The organism is Saccharopolyspora phatthalungensis, assembly GCF_014203395.1.
Classification (GTDB): Bacteria; Actinomycetota; Actinomycetes; order Mycobacteriales; family Pseudonocardiaceae; genus Saccharopolyspora; species Saccharopolyspora phatthalungensis.
The window spans coordinates 690,413-714,162 of sequence record NZ_JACHIW010000002.1 but is presented as its reverse complement, the minus strand read 5'-3'; the positions used below and the strand labels follow the sequence as shown (position 1 = coordinate 714,162).

Below are 23,750 nucleotides of genomic sequence, written 5' to 3'. Positions count from 1 at the left end.
CGCGAGGGGCGCGGCGCATCCCGCCTACCATTTGCGGTGGTTCACGCCCGCGATCGAGGTGGATTTGTGCGGCCACGCCACCCTCGCATCCGCTTCTTACCTGTTCGAGGACTGCCACCCCGATGCGACGCGGTTGCAGTTCTGGACCCGCAGCGGATGGCTGTTCGTCGAGCGCGACCCGGCGGGCGGCGGCTACACCATGGATCTCCCCTCCGAGCCGCCCATGCCTTGCCCGATCGATCCCGTGGTCGCCTCGCGCGGCCGCGGATCCGGCCGGCGTCGAGATCGTCCAGCGCTTCCTGGAAGCGGTCCAGCGGGTATTTGGTGGTGTGCAGGCGGACGCGCCCCTGCGCGGCCTGCCGAGGGGGCAGCCATGCCCAACGAGTACAGCGGGTGGAGAAAGTCCACTCGCAGCAGTCCGAACGGCCAGTGCGAATTGCGGACGGTCGGCTCGGCAGGTCATTCGTCGATGCGCTTTCGGTAGGTTTCTTCCAGCAGCAGTGCGCTTATCACGGAGATGACCGCGGCGGCGATGACGTAGACCGAGACGAAGTTCGTGCTTCCCGTGGCGGCGACTACCCAGGCCGCCACCAGCGGGGCCGGAGTGCTGGTCACGATGCCGGAGAGCTGGAAGGCCATCGACGCCCCGGTGTACCGCATCCGCAACGGGTACTGCTCGGTGTAGAGCGGGCCGTTGATCCCGCCGGTCGAGGCGTGTCCGATCCCGAGCGCGCCGATCATGGCGAGCCACACGAGCGGCTGGGTTTCGGAGTCGAGCAGGGCGAAGAACGGGAAGGCCCAGGCGCCGATGAACAGCGAACCGAAGATGTAAACGGGTTTCCGCCCGATGCGGTCCGACAGCGCGGCGAAGGCGGGCTGCATGACCAGATCCACCACGGCCGCGATCATCAAGGCTTCCAGCAGGAACGAACGCGGCATTCCCAACTGCTGGGTCGCGTAGGAGCCGGAGTAGACGGTGAACACGTAGTAACCCGTGTTGCACGCGAACTGGACGAGCGCGAGGAGCAGGGTCTTGCGTTTGGCCGTGGCGAGGACTTCCGCGATCGGCAGCTGCGCGGCCCTGGTTTCCTCCACCTGCTGCCGGAATGCCTTCGGGTCCTCCAGGGCGGTGCGCAGCCAGTAACCGATGGCTACCAACGCGATGCTGAGCAGGAACGGCATCCGCCAGCCCCAGCTGAAGAAGGCTTCGTCCGGCAGTGTCGAGGCCAGCGCCACGACACCGGTGGACAGCAAGAGCCCGGCCGGGACGCCCATCTGGACCGCAGAGCCGAACAAGCCACGTCGTCTCGGCGGTGCGTGTTCGATGACGATCAAGGCGGCCCCGCCCCATTCGCCGCCCAATGCCAGGCCCTGCACCATCCGCAGCAGGATCAGCAGGATCGGCGCGATGAGCCCGGCCGCCGCGTAGGAGGGCAGGGCTCCGATGAGGAAAGTGCTGCCGCCCATCATGATGAGCGTGATCACCAGCATCTTCTTGCGGCTGAGCCGGTCACCGAAGTGGCCGAAGATCAGGCCGCCGATGGGTCGCAGGACCCAGGAGACCGAGAAGCTGGCCAGCGACGCGAAGGTGGCCACGCCGGGCGAGAGATTGCTGAAGAAGACCCGGGGGAAGATCAGCGCCGACGCCGTTCCGTAGAGAAAGTAGTCATACCATTCGATCGTCGTGCCGATGAAGGACGCGCGGGCCGCCCGCTTGACCTGCGTGAGCTGTTCGGCGGCGGAGATCCCGGCCGCCTCGGCGTTCGCTGGTGGCGCGTGCAAGTCCGCGGGCTTCTGGTTCATGGCGTCGGTCCTTCTCGGTGAGTCGGGATGAGGCGGTCGTGGTCTTCCGGAGTGGCCGCGGCGAAGGGTGCGCTGCCGACGCCGTTCGCGCTGCCTGGACTGGGTACTGACCGGACTAATCGAACGACGTTCCGGTCACGTGGTGGTGGGTGCGCGCGAGGGCGCGGACCTTGTCCGCGTCCACCTCGATACCGAGCCCGGGGCCTGATGGGGGCAGGACCGTCCCGCGCTCGTACCGGACGCCGACGTGCACGAGATCATCGACCAGGAGTTGCGGGCCGAACAGCTCGCAGCCGTAGGACAGCGAAACTCCCGAACCGGCGAACGCCAGGTAGGCGGCGGTTCCGATGCTGCTCTCGATCATGCATCCGAGATAGCCCTCGATACCCGACGACTCGGCCACGGCAGCGACGTGGCGCGCCTGCTCAAGACTGCCGTGCTTGGCCGGCTTGTAGACGAACACGCGAGCCGCATCGGAGTTGGCGAGGGTCGTCGCATCGGCGAGCGTCTGCAGGGACTCGTCCGCGGCGATCGGTATCCGGGTCGCGGCCTGCAATGCGGTCATCCCCGCCATGTCGTCGGCGGCGACGGGTTGCTCGACGAACGCGATGTCGAGCTGCTCCAGGACTGGCAGAGCACTTCCGGCCTGCGCGCGGGTCCAGCCCTGGTTGGCGTCGATGCGCAGCGAGACGTCGGGCCCCAGCGCTTCCCGGATGGCCGTGATGCGAGCCAGTTCGGCTCGAAGCGGTAGCGCACCGGCCTTGATCTTGAAGATGCCGATTCCGGCGGCCTGCCGCTCGGCCGCTTCGGCGATGTCCTGCTCGACCGTGCCGCCGGCCAGGCTCCAGCTCAGCGGTACCGGCTCCGGACGGTGGCCGCCCCAGAGGGCGCCCAGGGGAATGCCGAGAACGCGGGCGCGCAGGTCCGCGAGGGCGATGTCCACCGCCGCCTTGGCGAACCGGTTGCGGCGGATGCCAGCGTGAGCGTCGACCAAGCCGCACACCGCGTGGATCGCACGACCGACCAGAGCCGGCAAGAGGTACCGGGTGAGCGTCGCGACGACAGACTCGGCGCTTTCCTCCGACCAATGCGGCCCGCCGAGCAGGGTAACCTCACCCCACCCGCTGGTTCCGTCGTCAGCGGCGGCGCGGACGACGATCAGGTCCGCCGTCACCGCAGTACCAAAGGACATCACGTGTCCTCGGCGCAGCCGGACCGGAACGTGCCAAACGTCGAAGCCGACGATCTTCGGGCTCATGAGATCGCGCCTTGCGCCAGATGTCCCCGGCTCGTTGCACGTCTGGCAATGCCTCGACAAGTCATCGCATCGGATCCTTAGCTCGGCTGCGTCGTCGCGGCTGGGGTCGATCTTTTCCGATGGGTCGATCGGCGACCGCCGCGCGGTGTGCTTTTTGTAGTCGTGCGTTCCAGGTCACAGCAAGGGCGCCTGGAAAAGTTCTGCTGTACGGCCTTTCAGGAGATTTGCAGCTTGCCGGGCCGGAAACACCGGCGAAACCCGAGGCAAAGAACCCTTCGCGGCGAGTGCACCGCGCAGGTAGCACGCGATCGATCGACCCGGTGCCGCCTCGATCATCAACGCGTTTGGTAAGTCCTCGTGGCCAGCGGCGCGTGTACCGTGTCGGTGGAGAATCCGCTGGTGGTGAACGCGATGAACGCGTCGGTCGCCGCGGCGATCGCCGCGAGCGCGTGCGGCAGGAGGGGATTGGGGTCCGCGGAGCGGTGAATCGCCCGGACTTTCCGTCGCGGCTTGTTCCCGGAGATGCGATGCATGGTGATCGTGTGATCCACCCCCAGGGCCAACGCCGGTACCAGGGCGATGCCGAGACTTTCCCGGACGATGCCGCGGATCACGTCGTAGTCGTTGGTTTCGAATCGAACCTCCGGGGCGAATCCGCTCAGCGCGCACCAGTGCTCGAGATTCGACCGTCCGGTCGAATCCGGCCGGTTGGCGGCCCAGATTTCGTCCGAAAGGGAAGCCAGATCGACGGTCTCCGGCAACGGATCGCCGCGATTCGCCCCGGCGAGCACGACCATCTCCTCGTCGAGCACGGGGTGGACCGTCAGATCGTCCGGCCATGTCGCCGGCACGGCGTCGTATTCGAATACCAGCCCGAGATCCGCGCGCATCGCTCGCACCGCGTCGACGACTGCGGCGGACTGCCCCTCGTCGTGGACGGTGAACTCGGCGTGTGGGTACTGGTCCAGGAGCCGCGCGAGCGCCTTCGGCAGCAGTTGCGCCCCGACCGTGGGGAAGGAGCCGAGGCGGAGCCGCCCGCGGTCACCGCGGGCGGCGCCGCGCATCTCGGTCTCAAACTCGTCCAGCCGGGCGAGGATCGCCGCTGCTACTTCGCTGACCTGCTGGGCAGCCGCGGTGGGCCACAGGTTGCGGGGACCCCGTTCGAACAGCTTGACGCCCAGGCTCCGTTCGAGAGCGGCGATCTGCTGCGAAACGGCCGACGTCGTGTACCCGAGCTTCTTGCCCGCCGCACTCAACGAGCCTGTGGCAAGCACGGCTTGCAGTGTCTGGAGGTGGATGAAGTTGAGCATGATCCCGACGCTCCCGGTCTGTGTGGGCGAACCCGCACGGCCGGAAGGAGCGCTGCGCCTAGTAGACGGGGCGGCCGGCTGACGAGTTCGTGAGCGCAGCCTGCCACGGCGACACCGGTGGCGGGGAGTCCTTGTGCTCCGGCACCAGAACGTGCACCACGGTCGGCCCCTCGGCATTCGCGGACTGCTTTACCAGCAGCTCCAGGTGGTGGAGATCCGTGGCGCGCGCGGCCTCGATACCCATTCCGCGCGCGAGCAGCACGGGATCGATCGGCCCCGGGTCGACCTGGAAGTACCGCTTTTCCAGGTACAGGTGTTGCAGCATCTTGATCCAGGAGAACGAGCTGTTGTCGAGCACCACGTAGGTGATCGGGAGCCGGAGCCGAGCCGCGGTCTCCCAGTCGCCGATCCCCATCGCCAGGCTGCCCTCGGTGGTCAGGCAGAGCACCCGCTGGCCCGGGTGCGCGATAGAGATCCCGATCGCGGCCGAGATCGAGTAGCCCATCGGTCCGTGTCCGCGCGGAATGACGACGCGCCAAGCCGCCCCGTCGGCTTCCCAGAACGCGGACAGGTTGGGCGTGGGGGTGCCGGGATCGGCGCAAACCCAACTACGGGTGCCCAAGACACCGTGCAGTGCGTAGACGACATCGCGCGGTTGTAGTGTGCCGATTCCGACCGGAGGTAGCGGCGACGAGTTGGCGGCGGTCCAGCCGCGACGAGCCTCGGCGATGGCGTGCTGGCGTTTCTCCCGAACATCTGCCTGCGCCGGGCTGAGGGCTTCCCGCAGCTGGTCGAGAACGGTCTCCGCGTCGCCGACCAGACCGACGCTCGCCGGGAAGTTGCGGCCGGCGCGCGCCTCGTCGATGTCGATCTGGATGATCTTCGCACCGGAGCGCTTCGGTGCGACGAAGCCGTCGGTGTCGGTCGAGTTGGACCGGCTGCCGACGATCAGGACCGCGTCCGCGGCGGCCAGGTGTGCGTTCGAATAGCCACGCGAACCGTTGCCACCGTTGACGCCCAGCGACAGCGGATGGTCCTCGGGGAAAGCGCTCTTGCCGTGGATCGTGGTGGCGACCGGAATCGCGGCGTGCTCGGCCAACCGACGCAGCGAGCGCCAGGCTCCGGATGCGTGCACGCCACCGCCGGCGAGGATGGCCGGGCGCTCTGCCGCAGCCAGCACTCCGACGGCTTCGGCGACCCCCTCGGCCGATGCCGCCCGACGGGTCGCGGGCGAGGTCGATGTTCCAGTGCTGGCCTGAACATCGGCGTGCTCGTCGAGGACGTCTTCCGGGCAGATCAGGACGACAGGGGCCGGGCGGCCGCCGAGCGCGGCCCCGACGGCCTCCGCGACGAGGCCGGGGATCTCCTCGGCCCGCTGGGCCACTCGCTGCCACTTCGTCACCGCGCCGAAGAGCGCGACCTGGTCGATCTCGGTGATCGCCCCGGAACCCCGGCTGGCGCGGTGGATGTCGGTCGTGATGGCGAGGGCCGGAATGCTCGACGCGTAAGACTCACCCAGCCCGCTGGCCAGATACACCGCGCCCGCGCCACTCGACGCTTCGCAGACCGCCAGGCGCCTGGACGTTCGAGCGAACCCATCGGCCATGTAGCCGCAGTGTCGCTCGTCGCGGGCGAGAACGTGCCGGATCTCGTCGGTGTGCCGGGCCAGCACGTCGTAGAAGGCGACGCCGGTGTCTCCTGGGACGCCGAAGATGGTGTCGATGCCGTGCCCGATGAGCGACTCGACGAGAAGTTCGGAACCGCTGCGACGGGATTCGCGCGCGGCGTTTCTGAGTGCCATGGCTCTCCTCGAAAAAGTGGACGCGGGGCGCGGAGAAGTCAGAAGACGGCGGTCTCAAGGGCGGCGGCGGTGCGGCCGCCGAACCGCTCCAGCCGCAGCGGATCCAGGTCGAGATCCGGCGAGCCGTCCAGGAGCCACTGCGCGAGCGCTTCACCCACGGCGGGCGACTGCATGAAGCCGTGGCCGGAGAAGCCCGCCGCAACCCAGAGTCCGGGAACGGCGTCGACCGGGCCGACGATCGCGTGATCGTCCGGGGTCATCTCCCGCAGGCCGGCCCACCCTCGGACGATTTCGAGGTTCTCCAGCACCGGGAACCGGTTGCTCAGCGCTTCGGCAAGACCGCTGACGCGGGACCAGTCGACCTGGGCGACCTCGCTGCTCGGGACGTCGCGGTCGTTGCCGCCGATCACGGCGGTCGCGCCGTTGGCCTCGGGATGGACGTAGGCGCCGGTGGCCATGTCGACCGTCAGCGGCATCGAGCCGTTGAGCGCCTCGATCGGGGCGGTGGTGAAGGCTTGCCGGGAGTGCGGGAAAACAGGGATGTCGACCCCGCATTGCCGGCCGACGGTCCGCGACTGCGGCCCGGCGGCGATGATCACCTGCTCCGCCTCGACGATGCCGTCGGAGGTCTGAACGGCCTGCACCGCGCCGTAGCGGTCGGTCCGCAGGCCGATGAAATGCGATTGCTGGTGGACGTTCGTGCCGTTGGCGCGGGCGGCCCGGAGGTAGCCGGCGACGGCATCGGCGGGGGAGGCCGATCCGTCGCCCGGCGTGTAGGTCGCCCCGACGAGATCGTCGGTGCGGATTCCCGGGAACACCCCCGAGACATGGGCGGGATCGAGGATTTCCACTTGCACGCCAAGGGATTTCTGTAGCTCCGCGTTCGCGCGGAACGTGCCGAACACCGCCGGGTCCGAGATCAGGAAAAGGTAGCCGTGCCGCCGGAACTGCAACCGACTCCCGGTGCGCTCCTCGAACTCGGTCCAGAACGGCATCGAGCGCTGGACCAGCTCGATGTTCACGCGTGCGGAGAACTGGTGCCGGATGCCGCCGGTGGCGCGCGCGGTCGCGCCCTCGCCGACCAGGTTGCGTTCGATGACCGTCACGTCTCGGTAGCCGCGGATGCTCAGGTTGTAGGCGATGGAGGCGCCCACGATGCCCCCGCCGATGATGACGACCCGTCCGCCGGCCAGCGCTGCCACCGTCAGCCCCTCTCCGTGCAAAAATCCGCGAGAACCGTTCTTGCATTTCTAGGCGGCGACTCGCGAGGCGGACAAGCCCGCGAGATGCACCGATTCTGAAGGTAGGTTTAGGCGCGCTGCAGCACGCGGCACCACGCCCGCGACGGTGCTGATCGATCCGGACCGAAGGTAGGAGATCACGGTCTCGACCAGCCGATCCTCTTCGCGGTGGTGGCCGTCGGCGCGGGGAGTACCGCATCGCGCAGGGCTGCGCCGATCTCGCCCAAGCGCGCCGTTACCACGCCATTGGCCAGCGAGACCGGTCGGGAGTACACGCGGTTCTGGGCTTGACGAACTGTTCGCACACCAGCGTGAGTTGGATGACCGCAGTCTCGCTCGTCACGCGGAACGGATCGGCGCCATCGATGAGTCCCCCTGTCCTGAGCTCCCGCGTTGCGGGACGAAACAAGCGCGCCGTGCCGGTCCGCATCCTCGCCGGAGAATCCGTTGAACGGCTTGACTTTTCACGAACGTGGCCGCCTTTTCCTCTGAACCAAGATAAGTTGTCTCAAAGGTCGGGTTTCCGCAGGAATGGGCGCCTTTTGAGGGGGTTGGGGCTGTGGGAGGTTCCGTGTTGACATGGGTTGGGGGCGCCTTGGCGTGATTTGCTCGCCTTTTGAGGGGGTTGGGGCTGGGGGAGGTTCCGGGTTGCCATGGTTCGCGGGCGGCTTGGCGTGATTTGCTCGCCTTTTGAGGGGGGTTGGGGCTGTGGGAGGTTCGGTGTTGGGTGGGCCATCCCCGCGATCGGTGGAGTGTGGGGGCTGCGTTCCGGAGGTCAAGCCCGGCCTGGCGGCCGCCTCTTCGAGGTTTCAGGCTTGACATCCGGCCCACAGCCCCGGTTCGGCTTTGTATCGCGGGGATGGCCCCGGAGTGGGCTGGCGCAACCGGCGGGTTGCGTTGCCGGGGTGGCGGATTCGGTCGTGGCTGGGGCTGGTGCCCGGTCGGCTTGGGGTTGTTCCGTAAGGGTTTTTGATCGGTCGTGCTGGCGGGCGCCTTCGGCGTGTGGTGGAGGTTTTTGTTGCTGGGTGGGGGTTTTCGGGGTTTTGGTGGGGGTTTCACCTGATCAAGCGATGCTGGAATGCGTGCGAATGGGTGTTCGAATCTGGGAGAATGGAGGCATGGCACCGTTGACGGACACCCGGGACGCGAGCGTGGAGATGATGTCTTCACGGTCGTCTGTGGTGTCGTGCTCGGATGCCGAGCTCATCGCCCGGATTCAGCGCTGTGAGCAGAGCATGCGGGTGGTGATGATGGAGCAGTTGCAGGTTATCGCCGAGGCCGACCGGCGGGGGCTGCATGCCGAGCGTGGTGCGAGGTCGATGCAGGTGTGGTTGCGGGAGCTGCTCAACATCGACCACCGGGACGCCACGACCCGGGTGACGGTCGCCCGCAACGTCGAGGACCGGGCCTCGCTGTATGGCGAGACGATGCCCGCCGAGCTTCCCCAGACCGCCGCCGCCTTGTCGCAAGGCGCGATCAGTGTTGAGCATGCGCGGGTGATCGTGGCGGGCATTCGTCGGCTGCCGGAGTACGCCCGTTGTCACCGGGTGGGGGAGGTCGAGGCGACCCTGGCCGGCTACGCCCGCCAGATGCCGCCGCGTGAGCTGGAGACAATCGCCGAACGAATCAGGTATCTGCTCGACCAGGACGGGGCCTACCAGGACGAGGAGGGCCAGCACGAGGCGCGGGAGCTGCATTACGGGACCGCCCGGGACGGGATGACGGTCATCAAGGCCCGGCTGGACCGCGAGACCGGGGCGAAATTCGTTGCGCTCATCGAGCCGCTGGCCGCCCCGTGCCCGCAAACCGGCGGGGAGAAGGACCCTCGCAGCGCCGGGCAGCGCAACGCCGACGGCTTCGCCGCGCTGCTCGATCTGGCCACCGACTCCGACGGGATGCCGCGTGCCGGTGGGCAACGGCCGCACCTGACGATCACCATCGACTTCGAAGACCTCAAACGCGGGCTGGGTTTCCCCGATGAGCAGGGCATGCCCGGCACGCTGAACACCGGGCGTGCCATCACCGCCGAGAACGCGCGGCGCATCGCCTGCGACAGCGAAGTACTGCCCATGGTTCTCGACGGAGCTGGCCTGCCCCTGGACCTCGGCCGGGCCAGGCGAACCGCACCCGCGCACCTTCGCGCCGCGCTACTCCAGCGCGACGGCAGCTGTTCGTTTCCCGGCTGCGACCGGCCGCCGGGGACCCCCGACGCGCATCACGTCGTGAGCTGGATCGACGGCGGCCCCACCGAACTGGCCAACATGACAATGCTATGCGGCCACCACCACCGCACCGTGCACAACCACCGATGGGAAATCCAGATGCGCGAGGGCAGACCCGTCTTCATCCCACCACCCACCGTGGACATCAACCGAAGACCACGACCAGGCGGCAAGGCGCTGCCCGCCCAGCACCGCGAATACCTCCGGGACCTCATCCCCTCCCAGCGGGACCCGGCGGGCGAATCGCGCTGCTCGCGTTCCGAGGCGGCGGTCAGCTGACCGGCGCCGTGGGCCCCGGTGAGAACTGGCGCTGGTGCTATATCGACGAGCCGAAGCCCGTCACATCCCGCACCCTCACGACATGTACGACGAAGAAGTGTCTGGACTGCACAACCCGGTTGTCCACGAGCTCAGCCTGGCCGGCTGGCTGGTCGGCAATTGCCAGAAGCACGAGGAGTGGTGGCCGTCCCGTGAAGTGCGGGGGCACATCCTGCGGTGCTGCGGAGAGGTGGTGAACCGCGTTGGTGACCTCGCGGACCGGCTTTTGGACCACGATCCGGAAATAGCGGACGAAGTGCGGCAACTGACGGAGCTGCTGGCTCACCGCGGCGAACAACTGGATAACACCGGCGAATAGCTCCTGCGCCGCTGAGGCCGGGCAGGCCCGCGTTCGCTCCGGGGGGCCGAATGGCCGCAGCGGATTTGGACCCGGTCAGTGCACGAATGTCGGTTCGGCGATCGTCAAGCTTGTGGTGGCGGCGCACTTCTGCCCGCCGCGGAGCCCGGGGGTGGGAGAGGGCATGGAACCGCAGAAGATCCGATGCGAAAACTGTGGACGCGTCAACCGGATACCGCCGGCGGGCGAGGGGCGCCCGATGTGCGGCAACTGCCACCGACCGATGCCGTGGATCGTGACGGCCGGGGACGATGATTTCGCCGCGGTGGCCGAGAAATCGTCCCTGTTCGTGTTGGTCGACCTGTGGGCCCCGTGGTGCGGCCCCTGCAGGATGGTCAGTCCGGCCTTGGAGCAGGTGGCCAAGGAGCTCGCCGGCCGCGTGAAGCTCGTCAAGGTCAACGTCGACGCGGCGACCAAAACCTCGCAGCGGTTCACCGTTCAGGCCGTCCCGACCCTCCTGCTGTTGGACCGGGGCCGGGTCATCGCACGACAGGCCGGCGCGCTGCCCGCGCCCGCGCTGCGCGAGTGGGTCGAACAGGGGATCGGTGCCAGCACCTCCGAATCGGGACGATCCCACTGATTTTCGCCGCTCATGTCACCCGCCGAGAACTCGCCACGCTCGGGTCGCGACGTGCAGGTTGAGCCGGCTGTCGACGTCGTTGATGTCCAGATGCGAAATCTCCCTGATCCGGCGCAGGCGGTACCGGAGGGTGCTGCGGTGGATGACCAGTGCGCTGGCGGTGGCGCTGTAGTTGCCGCCGCATTCGAGGTACTGCGACAGCGTTGGCACCAGGTTCGAGTGGTGCCTGCGGTCGTAATCCTGGAGGGAGCCGAGCCACTCCTGGACGAACGTCTCGATGTCGGCGCCGCCCTCGCCCTGCCCGAGGATGCGGTAGATGCCGAGTTCATCGAAGAAGGTGATTCCGTTGCGCAGCCGCGACTGCTGACGGATCCGCAGGGACCGCAACGCCTCCTGGAACGATCGCGCGAAGTCCGCCGGCGAGTCGCAGCGACCGCCGACCCCGATCGCTCCGCCGCCGTTGCCCATTTCGTCGGCCACCGCACGGTAGAAGGCGGCTCCGTCGGGTCGGCCGCTGCTGAACAGCACCACCATTCCCGACCGGCGCGCCAGCAGGATCGACATGCCCACCTTCTTCGCGGCCTTCCAGGCCGCGATGGCGAGCGCGTCCTCGGTGCCCGCGCCGAGCCATTGAAGCGCAACCGCGTAGTGCGGCCCGTGCAGGTTGTGGCCGACCGCTTCGGAGCGGGCGAAAACGCTGTGGTCGCTGGTGCCGGCGAGGAGGTCCTCGACGAGATCGCGGCGCAACCGAAGCTCGACCTCGGCCAGGTTCCGGGCGTGGCTCAACCGCAATTCGAGGGCCATCGCCGCGTGCTCCAGGGCGTAGATCACCTGCGGTTGCAGCGTGGGCCCCGGATCGAACAGGACGATGACACCGAGGATTTCCTGCCGCGGCTGTGCGACCATGACGAGCCGGTCCCGGTCCCGCGTCAATCCGTTGCAGTTCGCCGCTTGCTGGAGGGTCTCTTCCCGGCGCAGGTTCGGTTCCGGGTACGGGTCGGGTCTACCCGGACCCGCCCACGACAGCAGGTTGCCGAAGCGGTCCTCGACGGCGACAGCCCGATCGGTCAGCGCGTGAAGGGTGGCCGCGATCTCGTTCTCGTGGCCATCCGAGGCCACGATCCGGGTGAAGGCGTCGTGGATGAGCTGGCGGCGCTGCAGGTCCTCGACCGTGTCCTTGAGGCGCTGGTTCATGATCGCGAGCTCGTCGCTCAACCGGCTCAGCTGGAGCGCGTGCTCCCGTTCGACCTGGTGCAGCGAGGCATTGGCCACGGCTGCGGCCGTCTGCTGGGCAAGCACGTTGAGCAGGAACAGCTCGTGCGGACTCGGCTCGGCCTCTCCCGTGACGACGAGATAGCCACTCAAACCACCGGGACGGCGCAAGCCGAAGGCCCGCGCCCACGCCGCCCCCGGTATCGCGATCAAGCCGTCCTCGCCCTGCAGTGCGCGGAGCCGATCGGCCAGCTCGGCCGCGGGAGCGTGGTCGTCGGGCAGGAACTCGATCAGCTCCCGATCGCGCAGCAGGTAACCGGACCGCGCTTGGCAGGGCCCCAGAGCGGGCACCGAGGACATCGCCAGGCGCAGGATGTTTTCCTGGTCCCGGCGCTCGAACATCGTCATCGACAGCTGGAACAGGCGGTGCAGATCGGATCCCGGCGCTGCCGCCCACGCGTCGGTGTTTCGCGGTATCGCAAGGGTGTTCGGGTCGTCCATGGGGGTTCCCCCGACGATGCTCTGTACGCCTCGCAACGTTACGCCGTGAAGCGGGCCGGACAACCCGGCGCGGTCGGCGTCCGGGCGTGGCGTGCATGGCCGACCGATTGCTTCGACAGGCCGAAACGAAGCGGAGATTTCGTCCTCGGGGATGGACGCGCCAAGGGAGCGCTAGCGGCACGCTGGCACGCAGTCGGCCCTAGGACAGGAGCTCACTCATGGCTAAGGCAGTCGGCATCGATCTGGGGACGACGAACTCGGTGATCGCGGCCTGGGAAGGCGGCGAAGCCGATGTGATCCCGAACGCCGAAGGCTCGCGGACCACGCCGTCCGTGGTCGCCTTCACCGATTCCGGGGAGCGGTTGGTGGGGCAACTGGCGCGCCGCCAAGCGATCTTGAACCCGAAGGGGACCATCTACTCGGCGAAGCGGTTCGTCGGCCGCCGCTACGACGAGGTGGCCAGCGAAGCGGAGGCGGTCGCCTTCGACGTCGTCGAAGGCGACAACGGGCTGGCCCGGTTCGAGGTCCGGGGCAAGCAGTACGCGCCCGAGGAGATCAGCGCCCTGGTGTTGCGCAAGCTCGCCGACGATGCGGGCAAGGCGCTCGGCGAACGGGTCACCGAGGCCGTCATCACGGTGCCCGCCTACTTCAATGACGCGCAACGCACCGCGACCAAGGACGCCGGGCGGATCGCCGGGCTCGAAGTGTTGCGGATCATCAACGAACCGACCGCCGCGGCGCTGGCCTACGGCCTGGACAAGCGCGGGCACGAAACGGTGCTGGTGTTCGACCTCGGTGGCGGCACCTTCGACGTCAGCATCCTGGACGTCGGCGACGGGGTGGTCGAGGTTCGCGCCACCGCCGGTGACGGCCACCTGGGCGGTGACGACTTCGACCGCAGGCTGGTCGACCACCTGGCCGACGAGTTCCAGCGGGACAACGGCATCGACCTGCGCAACGATCCGCAGGCCCTGCAACGGCTCTTCGAGGCGGCCGAGAAGGCCAAGGTCGAATTGAGCTCGGTGTCGCAGACCCAGGTTTCGCTGCCGTTCATCACCGCCGACGCCGCCGGGCCCAAACACCTGCAGAGCTCGATCATGCGGTCCACCTTCGAGAAGCTGACCGCCGATCTCATCGACCGTTGCCTGGACCCGGTCAAGCAGGCGATGGGCGACGCGAAGGTCACCGAGAACGACATCGACGAGGTCATCCTGGTCGGCGGCTCCACCCGGATCCCGGCCGTGCAGGCGCTGGTGCGCAAGCTGACCGGCGGCAAGGACCCCAACATGAGCGTCAACCCGGACGAGGTCGTCGCGATCGGGGCCGCTGTGCAGGCCGGGGTGCTCAAGGGCGACGTGCAGGACGTCCTGCTGCTCGACGTGATTCCGCTGTCGCTGGGCGTGGAAACCCGGGGTGGCGTGATGACCAAGCTGATCGAGCGCAACACCACGATCCCGGCTCGCCGCGCCGAGGTGTTCTCGACCGCCGAGGACAACCAGTCGGCCGTGGACATCGTCGTCCTGCAGGGCGAGCGCGAACGCGCGGCCGACAACCGCGTGCTCGGGCGGTTCCGCCTGGAGAACATCCGCCCCGCGCCGCGCGGGGAACCCCAGATCGAGGTCACCTTCGACGTCGACGCCAACGGGATCCTCAGCGTGACCGCGCGGGACAAGGACACCGGAGCGAAGCAGAGCATCACCATCAGCGACAGCTCCAACCTCGACAAGAGCGAGGTCGACCGGATGGTGTCGGAGGCCGAGCGCAACCGGTCCGAGGACCAGCGCCTGCGCGATGCCATCGACGCCCGAAACGAGCTCGATGCGGCCGCCTACCAGGTCGAGAAACAGCTAGCCGAACTAGGCGAGGCGGCACCGTCGAACGAGCGGGCCCGCGCGGAAATGTTGATCAACGACGCGCGCGAAGCGGTGCAGAACGAGGCACCGCCCGACCGCGCCCGTCCACTGACCGACGATCTGCGGCAGATCTACCAGGGCCTGGCCGCACGCACCGCGACAGCGGGCGCCGCCTCCGGTGGCGGGTCGCGGTCGGGCGGTGCCGACTCCGACGACGTGGTGGACGCCGACTTCGAGCGGATGTGAGGCGTGCGATGACGGCACCATGGGAACCCGACACGGACGGCCCCGAGCAGGAACCCGAGGTCGAATCCGACGCCGAGTCGGCCGAGCCCGAGGCGAAGCAGCAGGAGCCCGATGTCGCGGAGTTGGAGGACCGCTGGCGCCGTGCCCTCGCGGACCTCGACAACCTGCGCAAGCGCCACGCCCGCGAGCTGGAGCGGGTGCGCGCGGAGGAGCGGGCCAGTGTGACCGCCGCTTGGTTGCCGTTGATCGACAACCTGGAACTGGCATTGGAGCACGCCGAAGCCGACCCGCGCTCGGTGCTCGACGGGGTGCGAGCGATCCGCGAGCAGGCGGTCAACCTGCTGGCTCAGCTCGGATACCCGCGCCGGGACGAGGTCGGGGTCCCATTCGACCCGAACCAGCACGAGGTGGTCAACGTCGTCGAGACCCCGGACGCCGATCCGGGCACGGTCATACGAGTGCTGCGTCCAGGTTACGGCGACGCCGACAAGCAGCTGCGTCCCGTTGCGGTGGCCGTGAGCCGGAAACCGGGGTGAAGCGGACATGGCGCGCGACTACTACGAAATGCTCGGTGTGTCCCGCAACGCCAGCTCCGAAGAAGTGCAGCAGGCATACCGCAAGCTCGCCCGCCGCTACCACCCCGACGTCAATTCCGATCCAGAATCCGAGGAACGCTTCAAGGAGATCAACGAGGCGTACAGCGTGCTGTCCGATCCCGACACCCGGAAGCGCTACGACCGCTTCGGCCCGGACTTTCGCTCCATCCCGGAGGGCTACGAGGAGTGGGTCGGTGCCGGCCAGGGCGCCCGGCGCGGCGGAGGCCGGCCCGGCGCGGGCGGGCGCGGCGGCGTGCGCGTTTCGGCCGACGAGGGTTTCGGCGGGGTCGGCTTCGAGGATCTGTTCGGCAGCTTGTTCGGAGCGCGGGGCGCGGCCGGGCCGATCCCGGGAGCGGACCAGGAAGCCGAGCTGGAGCTGACCGTGGAGGAGGCCTACCGCGGCGGCAAGCGGAACGTCACCCTGTCCGGTCCATCCGGGCCCCGCACCTTCGAGGTGACGATTCCCCGCGGGGTGGTGGATGGCCAGCGCATCCGGCTGTCCGGGCAGGGCGGTCGCGGCGGCGGCAACGTCCGGCCGGGTGATCTGTACCTCGTGGTGCACCTCGCGCCGCACAGCCATTACCGGGTGTCCGGGCGGGACATCTACGTCGACTTGCCGGTCACGCCGTGGGAGGCGGCGCTGGGCGCGATGGTCCCGCTCACCACGCCAGGCGGCGAGACGAAGGTACGGGTGCCACCCGGCTCCTCCAGCGGCAGGCGGCTGCGGCTGCGCGGGGAGGGCATGCCCAACCCGCGCGGCTCGCCCGGCGACCTCTACGCGGAAGTCCGGATCGCGGTGCCGCCGAAGCTGACCGACCGCGAGCGCGAACTGCTCCAACAGCTCGCGGCGCAATCCTCCTTCGACCCGCGGAGGTCCTGATGACCGTTCGGTACCAGTTGGCCCGCCCACATCGGTTGAGCCTGGAGACGGCGGCCGCGCGCGCCGGTCTGCATCCGGATCTGGTCCGTCGTTTCGTGGCGTTGGGCTTGCTGGACGCCTCCCGCGACGTGCAGGGGCGGTTGTGGTTCGACGAGAACGCGCCCGCCGCCCTAGCGCGGATCCAGCGCCTTCGCTGCGGCTTGTCGTTGAACTACGCCGCTATCGGCGTCGTGCTGGACCTGCTCGAACGGATCAGCCGACTCGAAACCGCCTTGCAGGCCGCCGGTCGAAGCGGTACGGGAGGTAACCCACCATGGACATGAACCGCTTGACCCAGAAGTCCCAAGAAGCGCTGCAGAATGCGCAGAGCGCGGCGACCGAGCTGGGGCACACCGAGGTCGACGGTGAGCATCTGCTCATGGCGTTGCTCGACCAGCCCGAGGGCATCGTGCCGCGGGTGCTCGAACAAGCCGGTGCCGATCTGAGCGCGTTGCGCAGCAGCGCACAAGAGGCGCTGTCCCGACGCCCTAAGGTCACCGGGCCGGGCGCCGCGCCGGGGCAGGTGTATGTCACGCAGCGCCTGTCCCGGTTGCTGGACGCGGCCGAGCGTGCGGCCAAGCGGCTCAAGGACGAGTACGTGTCGGTGGAGCACTTGGCCCTTGCGCTGATCGAGGAGGGATCGTCGACCGACTCCGGTCGACGGCTGGCCGAGCACGGCATCACCCGGGAGTCGTTCCTCAGCGCCCTGACACGCATCCGGGGAAGTCAGCGGGTCACCTCGGCGACACCGGAGAGCTCGTATGAAGCGCTGGAGAAGTACGGCCGTGATCTGGTGGACGAGGCTCGCAGAGGGATCCTGGACCCGGTCATCGGCCGGGACGCCGAGATCCGCCGGGTGATCCAGATCCTCAGCCGCAAGTCGAAGAACAACCCCGTGCTCATCGGCGATCCCGGCGTCGGCAAGACCGCGATCGTGGAAGGCCTGGCCCAGCGGATCGTGCACGGCGACGTTCCCGAGGGGTTGCGGGACAAGACCGTCTTCGCCCTCGACATGGGGTCGCTGGTCGCGGGCGCGAAGTACCGGGGCGAGTTCGAGGAACGCCTCAAAGCCGTGCTCAACGAGGTGAAGTCCGCCGAAGGGCGCATCCTGCTCTTCGTCGACGAACTGCACACCGTCGTGGGCGCGGGCGCGGCCGAGGGCGCGATGGACGCCGGCAACATGCTCAAGCCGATGCTCGCGCGCGGCGAACTCCACATGATCGGCGCGACCACGCTCGACGAATACCGCAAGCGCGTCGAGAAGGACGCCGCGCTGGAACGCCGTTTCCAGATGGTCATCGTCGACGAACCGAGCGTGGCGGACACCATCTCGATCCTGCGCGGCCTGCGCGAACGCCTTGAGGTGTTCCACGGCGTGAAGATCCAGGACAGCGCGCTGGTCACGGCGGCCATGCTGAGCCACCGCTACATCACCGACCGCTTCCTGCCGGACAAGGCGATCGACCTCGTCGACGAGGCCTGCGCCCGGTTGCGCACCGAGATCGACTCGATGCCCGCCGAACTCGACGAGCTCACCCGGCGCGTGACGCGGCTGGAGATCGAGGAAGCCGCGCTGTCCAAGGAATCCGACCCCGCCAGCGAGGCCCGGCTGGCGGAACTGCGCCGGGAGCTGGCGGATCTGCGCGCCGAGGCCGACGCCAAGCACGCGCAGTGGGAAGCCGAACGGCAGGCCATCCGACGAGTCCAGGAACTGCGCCAGGAACTGGAGCAGCTGCGGCGCGAAGCCGAGGAAGCCGAACGAAACTACGATCTCAACCGCGCGGCCGAGCTGCGGTACGGCAGGATCACCGAGCTGGAACGGCGGCTGGCCGCGGAGGAGGAGCAGCTTGCGGGCAAGCAGGGTGATCACCAGCTGCTCCGGGAAGTCGTGACCGGCGAAGAGATCGCCGAGATCGTCGCGGCGTGGACCGGCATCCCCGTCGCGCGGCTGCAGGAGGGCGAACGCGAAAAGCTGCTGCGCCTGGACGAGATCCTGCGTGAGCGGGTTATCGGTCAGGACGAGGCGGTTTCGCTCGTCGCCGACGCGATCATCCGCGCCCGGTCGGGTATCCGGGATCCGCGACGGCCCATCGGGTCGTTCGTGTTCCTCGGTCCCACCGGTGTCGGCAAGACCCAGCTGGCGAAGACCTTGGCGGCCACCCTGTTCGACGCCGAGGAGAACATGATCCGGCTCGACATGAGCGAGTACCAGGAGCGGCACACCGTCAGCAGGCTCGTTGGCGCGCCGCCCGGCTATGTCGGGTACGAGGAAGGCGGGCAACTCACCGAGGCGGTGCGGCGCAAGCCCTACTCGGTGGTCCTGTTCGACGAGATCGAGAAGGCCCACGCCGAGGTCTTCAACACCTTGCTGCAGGTGCTCGACGACGGCCGGATCACCGATGCGCAGGGCCGCACGGTCGACTTCCGTAACACGGTCATCATCATGACCTCCAACATCGGGTCGGAATACCTGCTCGAAGGCGTCGCCGGCGGCGAGATCAAACCCGACGCGCGCGAGCGCGTGATGGCGGAGTTGCGCGGCCACTTCCGCCCGGAGTTCCTTAACCGCATCGACGACATCGTGCTGTTCCGCCCGCTGTCCTTGCCCGAGATCGAGCGGATCGTGGACCTGCAATTCGACGAGCTGCGCGGTCGCCTGGCCGACCGGAGGATCACGCTTGAGGTGACCGACGAAGCCCGCCAGCTAATCGCCGAGCAGGGTTTCGATCCGGTCTACGGTGCCCGGCCGTTGCGCCGGTTCATCGCGCACGAGGTGGAAACCCGGATCGGACGCGCACTGCTGCGCGGAGAAGCGCGTGAGGGCGGAGTCGTTCGGGTGACCGTTGTCAACGACGAGCTGGACATTTCCTACGCGGAGGGAGCAGCAGAGCACGCGCGGGCGGCATGACGGCAAGCGCCTTCTTTCGTGGCAGCAGGTCGAATACGGTGGCTTCTTGCGCTGGAAACCCTACGGAAGAGGTGGTCGATGTCCGTGCATCCCAGGGCGGGGCAGCGTGCGGAGCCGGCTGATCTGGTCGATGTAGCACGCCTGGTGACCGCTTACTACGCCGAGCGCCCCGATCCCGCCGCGCCGGAGCAGCGCGTGTCCTTCGGTACCTCCGGACATCGCGGCTCGTCCCTCACTAGGAGCTTCAACGAGGACCACATCCTGGTCATCAGCCAGGCGATCTGCGACTGGCGGTCGGCTCAGCGCATCGACGGCCCGCTGTTTCTCGCTCGGGACACCCACGCGCTGTCGGAACCGGCGCTTGTCAGCGCACTGGAGGTCTTCGCGGCGAATGAGGTGGACGTGCTCGTGGACGCCCGGGACGGCTACACGCCGACCCCGGCCTTGTCCCGAGCCGTCCTGGCGCGCAACGCCGGGCGCACGAGCGGTCTATCCGACGGGGTCGTCGTCACGCCGTCCCACAATCCCCCGACGGACGGCGGTTTCAAGTACAACCCGCCGCATGGCGGGCCCGCCGAAACCGAGGTCACGAGTTGGATCGCCAGGCGTGCCAACCAATTGCTCGGCGCGGACTTGGCGGGCGTGCGCAGGACCGCCTACGCCCGCGCCAAGGCCGCCACGGGGAGCTACGACTTCCTCGAGGCCTACGTGGGTGAGCTTGCTTCGGCCATCGACCTCGATGCGATCCGGGCCGCGGGCATCCGTATCGGCGTCGACCCCCTCGGCGGGGCCAGCCTCGCCTACTGGTCCGAGATCGCCGACCGGTACCGGCTAGACCTGACGGTGGTTGCGCCGGACGCCGATCCGACGTTCCGGTTCATGACGCTGGACTGGGACGGCAAGATCCGCATGGATTGCTCGTCCCGGTACGCGATGGCCTCGCTGATCGACCGGCGGGCCGATTTCCAGATCGCGACGGGCAACGACGCCGATGCCGACAGGCACGGGGTGGTCACCCGGGAAACCGGCCTGCTCGACCCGAACCACTACCTGGCGGTCGCGATCCACTACCTGTTCGGCCACCGGCCCGACTGGCGACCCGATGCCGCGGTCGGCAAGACACTGGTCAGCTCCCGGATGATCGACCGGGTGGCCGAGGACCTAGGGCGCGGACTGGTCGAAGTTCCGGTGGGGTTCAAGTGGTTCGTTCCCGGGTTGCTGGCGGGATCGATCGCGTTCGGCGGTGAGGAGAGCGCCGGCGCCGCGTTCCTCCGGCGCGACGGCAGCGCGTGGACCACCGACAAGGACGGCATCCTGCTCAGCCTGCTGGCGGCGGAGATCCCCGCCAGGACCGGCGCCGACCCGGACGAGCTGTACCGCAAACTCGTCGAGCGCTTCGGCGAGTCCAGCTACGCCCGCATCGACGCCCCGGCAACGCCGGATGAGAAGGCACGCCTGTCGAAATTGTCCCCGGCGGCCGTGCGGGCGACGACGCTGGCAGGCGACCCCATCACGTCGCTGCTCACCACCGCGCCCGGCAACGATGCGCCCATCGGCGGATTGAAGGTCGAGACGGACTTCGGCTGGTTCGCGGCGAGGCCGTCCGGAACGGAGGACGTGTACAAGATCTACGCTGAGAGTTTCCGGGAACCGGACCACCTCGCACGCATCCAGGACGAGGCACGCCAGGTCGTCTCCGCGGCCCTGCAGTCCGACAGTTGATCCCGCCTTCCGGTTAGGCGGTGGCCTGCTTGGCCTGGCTGAACTGGTGAATGATCGCCGCGCAGAAGGCGGGGAGGTCGGCAGGGGAGCGGCTGGTGGTGAACTGTCCATCCGTGACGACCTCTTCGTCCACGACCTCCGCCCCGGCATTGCGCAGATCGGTGCGGATGCTCGGCCACGACGTCAGGCGGCGTCCCCGCACCACATCGGCCTCGACCAGGGTCCAGGGGCCGTGGCAGATGGCCGCGATCGGTTTGCCCGCGTCCGCGAATGCCTTGACGAGGGAGACCGCATCGGCGTTCCTCCGTAGCTGGTCGGGGTTGACCGTGCCACCCGGGAGCAACAACGCGTCGTAGTCGTCGGCCGATGCGTCTGAGATCAGCCGGTCGACCGGCAACGTTCCGGCGGGGTTGATGTCGAATTGCCGGGCTTCGATCTCGCCGGGGTGGAGCGAGAGCAACTCGGTCTGCGCCCCGGCGCCATAGAGCGCACCGCGCGGTTGGTCGAGTTCCACGCGTTCGACGCCGTCCGCAGCCAGAATCGCGATCTTGCGCCCGCGAAGTTCGTTCGTCATGATCGGTCTCCTCACCTGTGCGATTTTCGGTTCGTGACACGCGTATCTACCCGGTGGGGTAGCCGAGTCCGCTTGTGTTTGAACCAGCTTTCAAGAGCCGAACTCGCCTCGTTCGGCTCGTTCGGCCAGTGACGACCAGAACCGCAGGGCGGCGTGCTCCATTTCGAGGCCGAGCCCGAGCGTGACCATGCGCCGGGAAATGGCGGGCGCATCGCCGAAGCGCTGCTGCATCTCCTCGTACTCGGCGATGCGCGCCTCGTGCTGCTTGATCTGGTCGCGGGCCAGTCGGGTGATGTCCACCGGATCGGCGAGCTCGTTGAAGAACAGTTTGATCTCCGCGATGTCGCGGAGTTCGAAGTGCTGGTTGGTCGGTTCCGCGATCCACGCGCGGACGGCCTCGCGGCCCGCTTCGGTGATCGTGTAGGTCTTCCGGCGTCGGCCGTCGTCTTCCTCGTCGACTTCCAGGAGCCCCAACTGCTCCAGGCGCTTCGGTTCGGAGTACAGCTGGGCGTGCGGGAAGTGCCAGAAGTAGCCCACCGAGTGGCCGATGGCGCGTTTGAGGTCATACGACGTCGAGGGCCCGCGCAGCGCGATCATCCCCAGCACGACGTACGAGGTCGTCGAGAGCCGAACCGTTGACACACTTCGAACCTTATCGTACGTTTCCAACCATCCGAAACAGACGATCCGCTCTGGACGATCTGACTCCGGCCACGAAGTCGCATCATGGATGCTGCGAGAGGAATTGGGTATGGACCTCGGGACAGTGCTGCGCTGGACTGCCGAGCGGTATCCCAGACGGCGTGCGGTCGGCGGGCCCAACCCGATGACCTACGCGGAGTGGGACGCCCACACGAACCGCCTGGCACGGGCACTCGCCGACCTGGGCGTCCGGCCGAAGGACCGCGTGGTCTTCCTGCTGGCAGGCGGCGAACCGATGGCCTCGCTGCACTTTGCGGCGCAGAAGCTCGGCGCGGTCTCCGTCCCGCTGTCCTTCCGGTTCGGCGCGCCCGAACTGGCCTACTGCCTGCGGGACGCCGCGCCCGCGCTGGTGGTGACCGATGCGTCCACGACCGCCACCACGCAATCGGCGCTCGGGACGCTGCCGCCGATCAGGTGCGCACACGTCGGCGACGGAGCGCCCGCCGAAGCGGCGCCCATCCTCGAACTGGCCGCCCAGCAGCCCGACTGCGCGCTCGGCGTTCGAGTTGCCCGGGACGACGTGAGCGTCATGCTCTACACCTCGGGCACCACCGGGAAACCAAAAGGCGTCCCGCGAACCCACACCGCGGAGTTTCACGCGGTGCTCGCGCACCTGCTGCAAAGCCGGCAGGGCTCGTTCGAGACGACCCTCGGCGTGATGCCGATGTTCCACACGATGGGCCTGCGGAGCTTGCTGGCCAGCGTCGTGAGCGCCGGCACCTGGGTGCCACAGGTGCGTTTCGACGCGGAGGAATCGCTCGAACTCATCACCCGGGAACGGGTTTCCGCCTTATACCTGGTGCCCACCATCTATTGGGGTCTGCTCGGCACCGGCCGCCTGCACGAGGCGACAAACGTGCGCAAGCTCGCCTACGCCGGAGCGTCGATGACGCCGACCCTGGCGGCGCAGCTGGTCGAGACCCTGAACCCGGACGTGTTCGTCAACCACTTCGGCAGCACCGAGATTTACACCTTCACCATCGGACCGGACGTGGCGGCCAAGCCGGGCTGCGCCGGCCGCGCCGGGGTGTTCACCCGGGTCCGGCTGGTCGACCCGGACCCGCAGGCGTCGCCGAACGACCTGGTGGCGGCCGGGATGCAGGGCCAGATCGCGATCTCGATGCACAGCCCCGAGGCGTTCGGTGGCTACTGGCAGCGACCGGATGCGGACGCGAAGTCGATCCGGGACGGCTGGTACTTCCCGGGCGATCTGGCGGTCGCGGATGAGGACGGGGACCTGTGGGTTTCCGGCCGGGTCGACGACATGATCAATTCCGGCGGGGAGAACATCTACCCCGACGAGATCGAAGACGCGCTGATCCGCTGTCCGGCGGTGCGCGACGTCGTGGTCGTCGGACTGCCCGACGACCGCTGGGGCCAGGCCGCCACCGCATTCTTCGTTCCGGAGCAGGGAATGACGGCCGACCACGCCGTCGAGGTGCTGGCGAACTTCGTGCGCGAGCAGTCCGGACTTCCATCGCTCAAGCGGCCGAAACGATTGGTCGCCGTGGCGCAAGTGCCGAAGTCCGCGGTAGGCAAGATCCTGCGGCGCGAACTGACCCAGGGGCATTACGAGCCGCTGGCCGAAACCGCCACCGGCGCTGCGATCGGATCCCGAAAGTGAAC

The 23,750-nt window shown here is 68.2% G+C and carries 18 protein-coding genes and 1 pseudogene; 11 read left to right on the top strand and 8 right to left on the bottom strand.

Annotation, left to right across the window (positions count from 1 at the left end):
* Positions 1-28: 28 nt before the first annotated feature.
* A pseudogene (locus BJ970_RS40245) lies at positions 29-484 on the top strand (PhzF family phenazine biosynthesis protein); the annotation flags it as partial.
* Here the strand turns inward: BJ970_RS40245 and BJ970_RS30085 are convergent.
* The 5 genes from BJ970_RS30085 to BJ970_RS30065 form a co-directional block, all read right to left on the bottom strand.
* Positions 460-1,803: an MFS transporter gene (locus BJ970_RS30085; protein WP_184730500.1), complete on the bottom strand. Its 1,344-nt coding sequence runs from the start codon at positions 1,801-1,803 to the stop codon at positions 460-462. The pseudogene BJ970_RS40245 and the gene BJ970_RS30085 overlap by 25 nt on opposite strands.
* Positions 1,804-1,918: 115 nt before the next feature.
* Positions 1,919-3,061 carry an enolase C-terminal domain-like protein gene (locus BJ970_RS30080; protein ID WP_184730498.1) on the bottom strand — a complete coding sequence of 381 codons (1,143 nt, stop codon included), beginning with the start codon at positions 3,059-3,061 and terminating at the stop codon, positions 1,919-1,921.
* Positions 3,062-3,396: 335 nt separating this feature from the next.
* Positions 3,397-4,371, bottom strand: coding sequence for a LysR family transcriptional regulator (locus BJ970_RS30075; protein WP_184730496.1), 975 nt, complete (start codon positions 4,369-4,371; stop codon positions 3,397-3,399).
* 58 nt (positions 4,372-4,429) lie between these two features.
* Positions 4,430-6,172: a thiamine pyrophosphate-binding protein gene (locus tag BJ970_RS30070; protein WP_184730495.1), complete on the bottom strand. Its 1,743-nt coding sequence runs from the start codon at positions 6,170-6,172 to the stop codon at positions 4,430-4,432.
* 38 nt (positions 6,173-6,210) lie between these two features.
* Complete coding sequence (locus BJ970_RS30065) at positions 6,211-7,374, bottom strand: NAD(P)/FAD-dependent oxidoreductase (protein WP_184730493.1); 1,164 nt, start codon at positions 7,372-7,374, stop codon at positions 6,211-6,213.
* 1,157 nt (positions 7,375-8,531) lie between these two features.
* Here BJ970_RS30065 and BJ970_RS30060 point away from each other — a divergent pair.
* The 3 genes from BJ970_RS30060 to trxA all read left to right on the top strand — a co-directional run bounded on the left by BJ970_RS30060 (position 8,532) and on the right by trxA (position 10,891).
* Positions 8,532-9,914 carry an HNH endonuclease signature motif containing protein gene (locus tag BJ970_RS30060; RefSeq protein ID WP_184730491.1) on the top strand — a complete coding sequence of 461 codons (1,383 nt, stop codon included), beginning with the start codon at positions 8,532-8,534 and terminating at the stop codon, positions 9,912-9,914.
* Between the two features lie 82 nt (positions 9,915-9,996).
* Positions 9,997-10,272 (top strand): hypothetical protein, encoded by a 276-nt coding sequence (locus BJ970_RS30055; protein ID WP_184730489.1) that lies wholly within the window; start codon positions 9,997-9,999, stop codon positions 10,270-10,272.
* A gap of 262 nt (positions 10,273-10,534) precedes the next feature.
* Entirely contained in the window at positions 10,535-10,891 is a 357-nt protein-coding gene (trxA, locus tag BJ970_RS30050) for a thioredoxin (RefSeq protein ID WP_246471897.1), read from the top strand.
* A gap of 15 nt (positions 10,892-10,906) precedes the next feature.
* Here the strand turns inward: trxA and BJ970_RS30045 are convergent, their stop codons facing one another.
* On the bottom strand, positions 10,907-12,604 hold the full coding sequence (locus tag BJ970_RS30045; RefSeq protein WP_246471896.1) for a PucR family transcriptional regulator: 1,698 nt from the start codon (positions 12,602-12,604) through the stop codon (positions 10,907-10,909).
* Positions 12,605-12,822: 218 nt separating this feature from the next.
* On the opposite strand from BJ970_RS30045, the gene dnaK reads away from it, so the two are divergent.
* The 6 genes from dnaK to pgm all read left to right on the top strand — a co-directional run bounded on the left by dnaK (position 12,823) and on the right by pgm (position 20,848).
* The gene (dnaK, locus tag BJ970_RS30040; protein ID WP_184730484.1) at positions 12,823-14,703 is read left to right on the top strand and encodes a molecular chaperone DnaK; all 1,881 of its coding nucleotides are present in this window, start codon (positions 12,823-12,825) and stop codon (positions 14,701-14,703) included.
* Positions 14,704-14,711: 8 nt separating this feature from the next.
* Entirely contained in the window at positions 14,712-15,239 is a 528-nt protein-coding gene (locus BJ970_RS30035; protein WP_184730481.1) for a nucleotide exchange factor GrpE, read from the top strand.
* A 7-nt stretch (positions 15,240-15,246) separates the two neighbouring features.
* Positions 15,247-16,179, top strand: coding sequence for a DnaJ C-terminal domain-containing protein (locus BJ970_RS30030; protein WP_184730479.1), 933 nt, complete (start codon positions 15,247-15,249; stop codon positions 16,177-16,179).
* Complete coding sequence (locus BJ970_RS30025) at positions 16,179-16,502, top strand: chaperone modulator CbpM (RefSeq protein WP_184730477.1); 324 nt, start codon at positions 16,179-16,181, stop codon at positions 16,500-16,502. The genes BJ970_RS30030 and BJ970_RS30025 overlap by 1 nt, the downstream gene beginning before the upstream one ends.
* Positions 16,493-19,126, top strand: coding sequence for an ATP-dependent chaperone ClpB (gene clpB, locus BJ970_RS30020; protein WP_184730475.1), 2,634 nt, complete (start codon positions 16,493-16,495; stop codon positions 19,124-19,126). The genes BJ970_RS30025 and clpB overlap by 10 nt, the downstream gene beginning before the upstream one ends.
* A gap of 78 nt (positions 19,127-19,204) precedes the next feature.
* Positions 19,205-20,848 carry a phosphoglucomutase (alpha-D-glucose-1,6-bisphosphate-dependent) gene (gene pgm, locus BJ970_RS30015; protein WP_184730473.1) on the top strand — a complete coding sequence of 548 codons (1,644 nt, stop codon included), beginning with the start codon at positions 19,205-19,207 and terminating at the stop codon, positions 20,846-20,848.
* A 13-nt stretch (positions 20,849-20,861) separates the two neighbouring features.
* Here the strand turns inward: pgm and BJ970_RS30010 are convergent, their stop codons facing one another.
* Together BJ970_RS30010 and BJ970_RS30005 are read right to left on the bottom strand one after the other, a co-directional pair.
* Positions 20,862-21,422, bottom strand: coding sequence for a type 1 glutamine amidotransferase domain-containing protein (locus BJ970_RS30010; RefSeq protein WP_184730471.1), 561 nt, complete (start codon positions 21,420-21,422; stop codon positions 20,862-20,864).
* A gap of 90 nt (positions 21,423-21,512) precedes the next feature.
* Positions 21,513-22,064: a PadR family transcriptional regulator gene (locus tag BJ970_RS30005; RefSeq protein WP_312864546.1), complete on the bottom strand. Its 552-nt coding sequence runs from the start codon at positions 22,062-22,064 to the stop codon at positions 21,513-21,515.
* A 109-nt stretch (positions 22,065-22,173) separates the two neighbouring features.
* Between BJ970_RS30005 and BJ970_RS30000 the strand changes: the two genes are divergently transcribed.
* Entirely contained in the window at positions 22,174-23,748 is a 1,575-nt protein-coding gene (locus BJ970_RS30000; RefSeq protein WP_184730469.1) for a class I adenylate-forming enzyme family protein, read from the top strand.
* Positions 23,749-23,750: the final 2 nt, after the last annotated feature.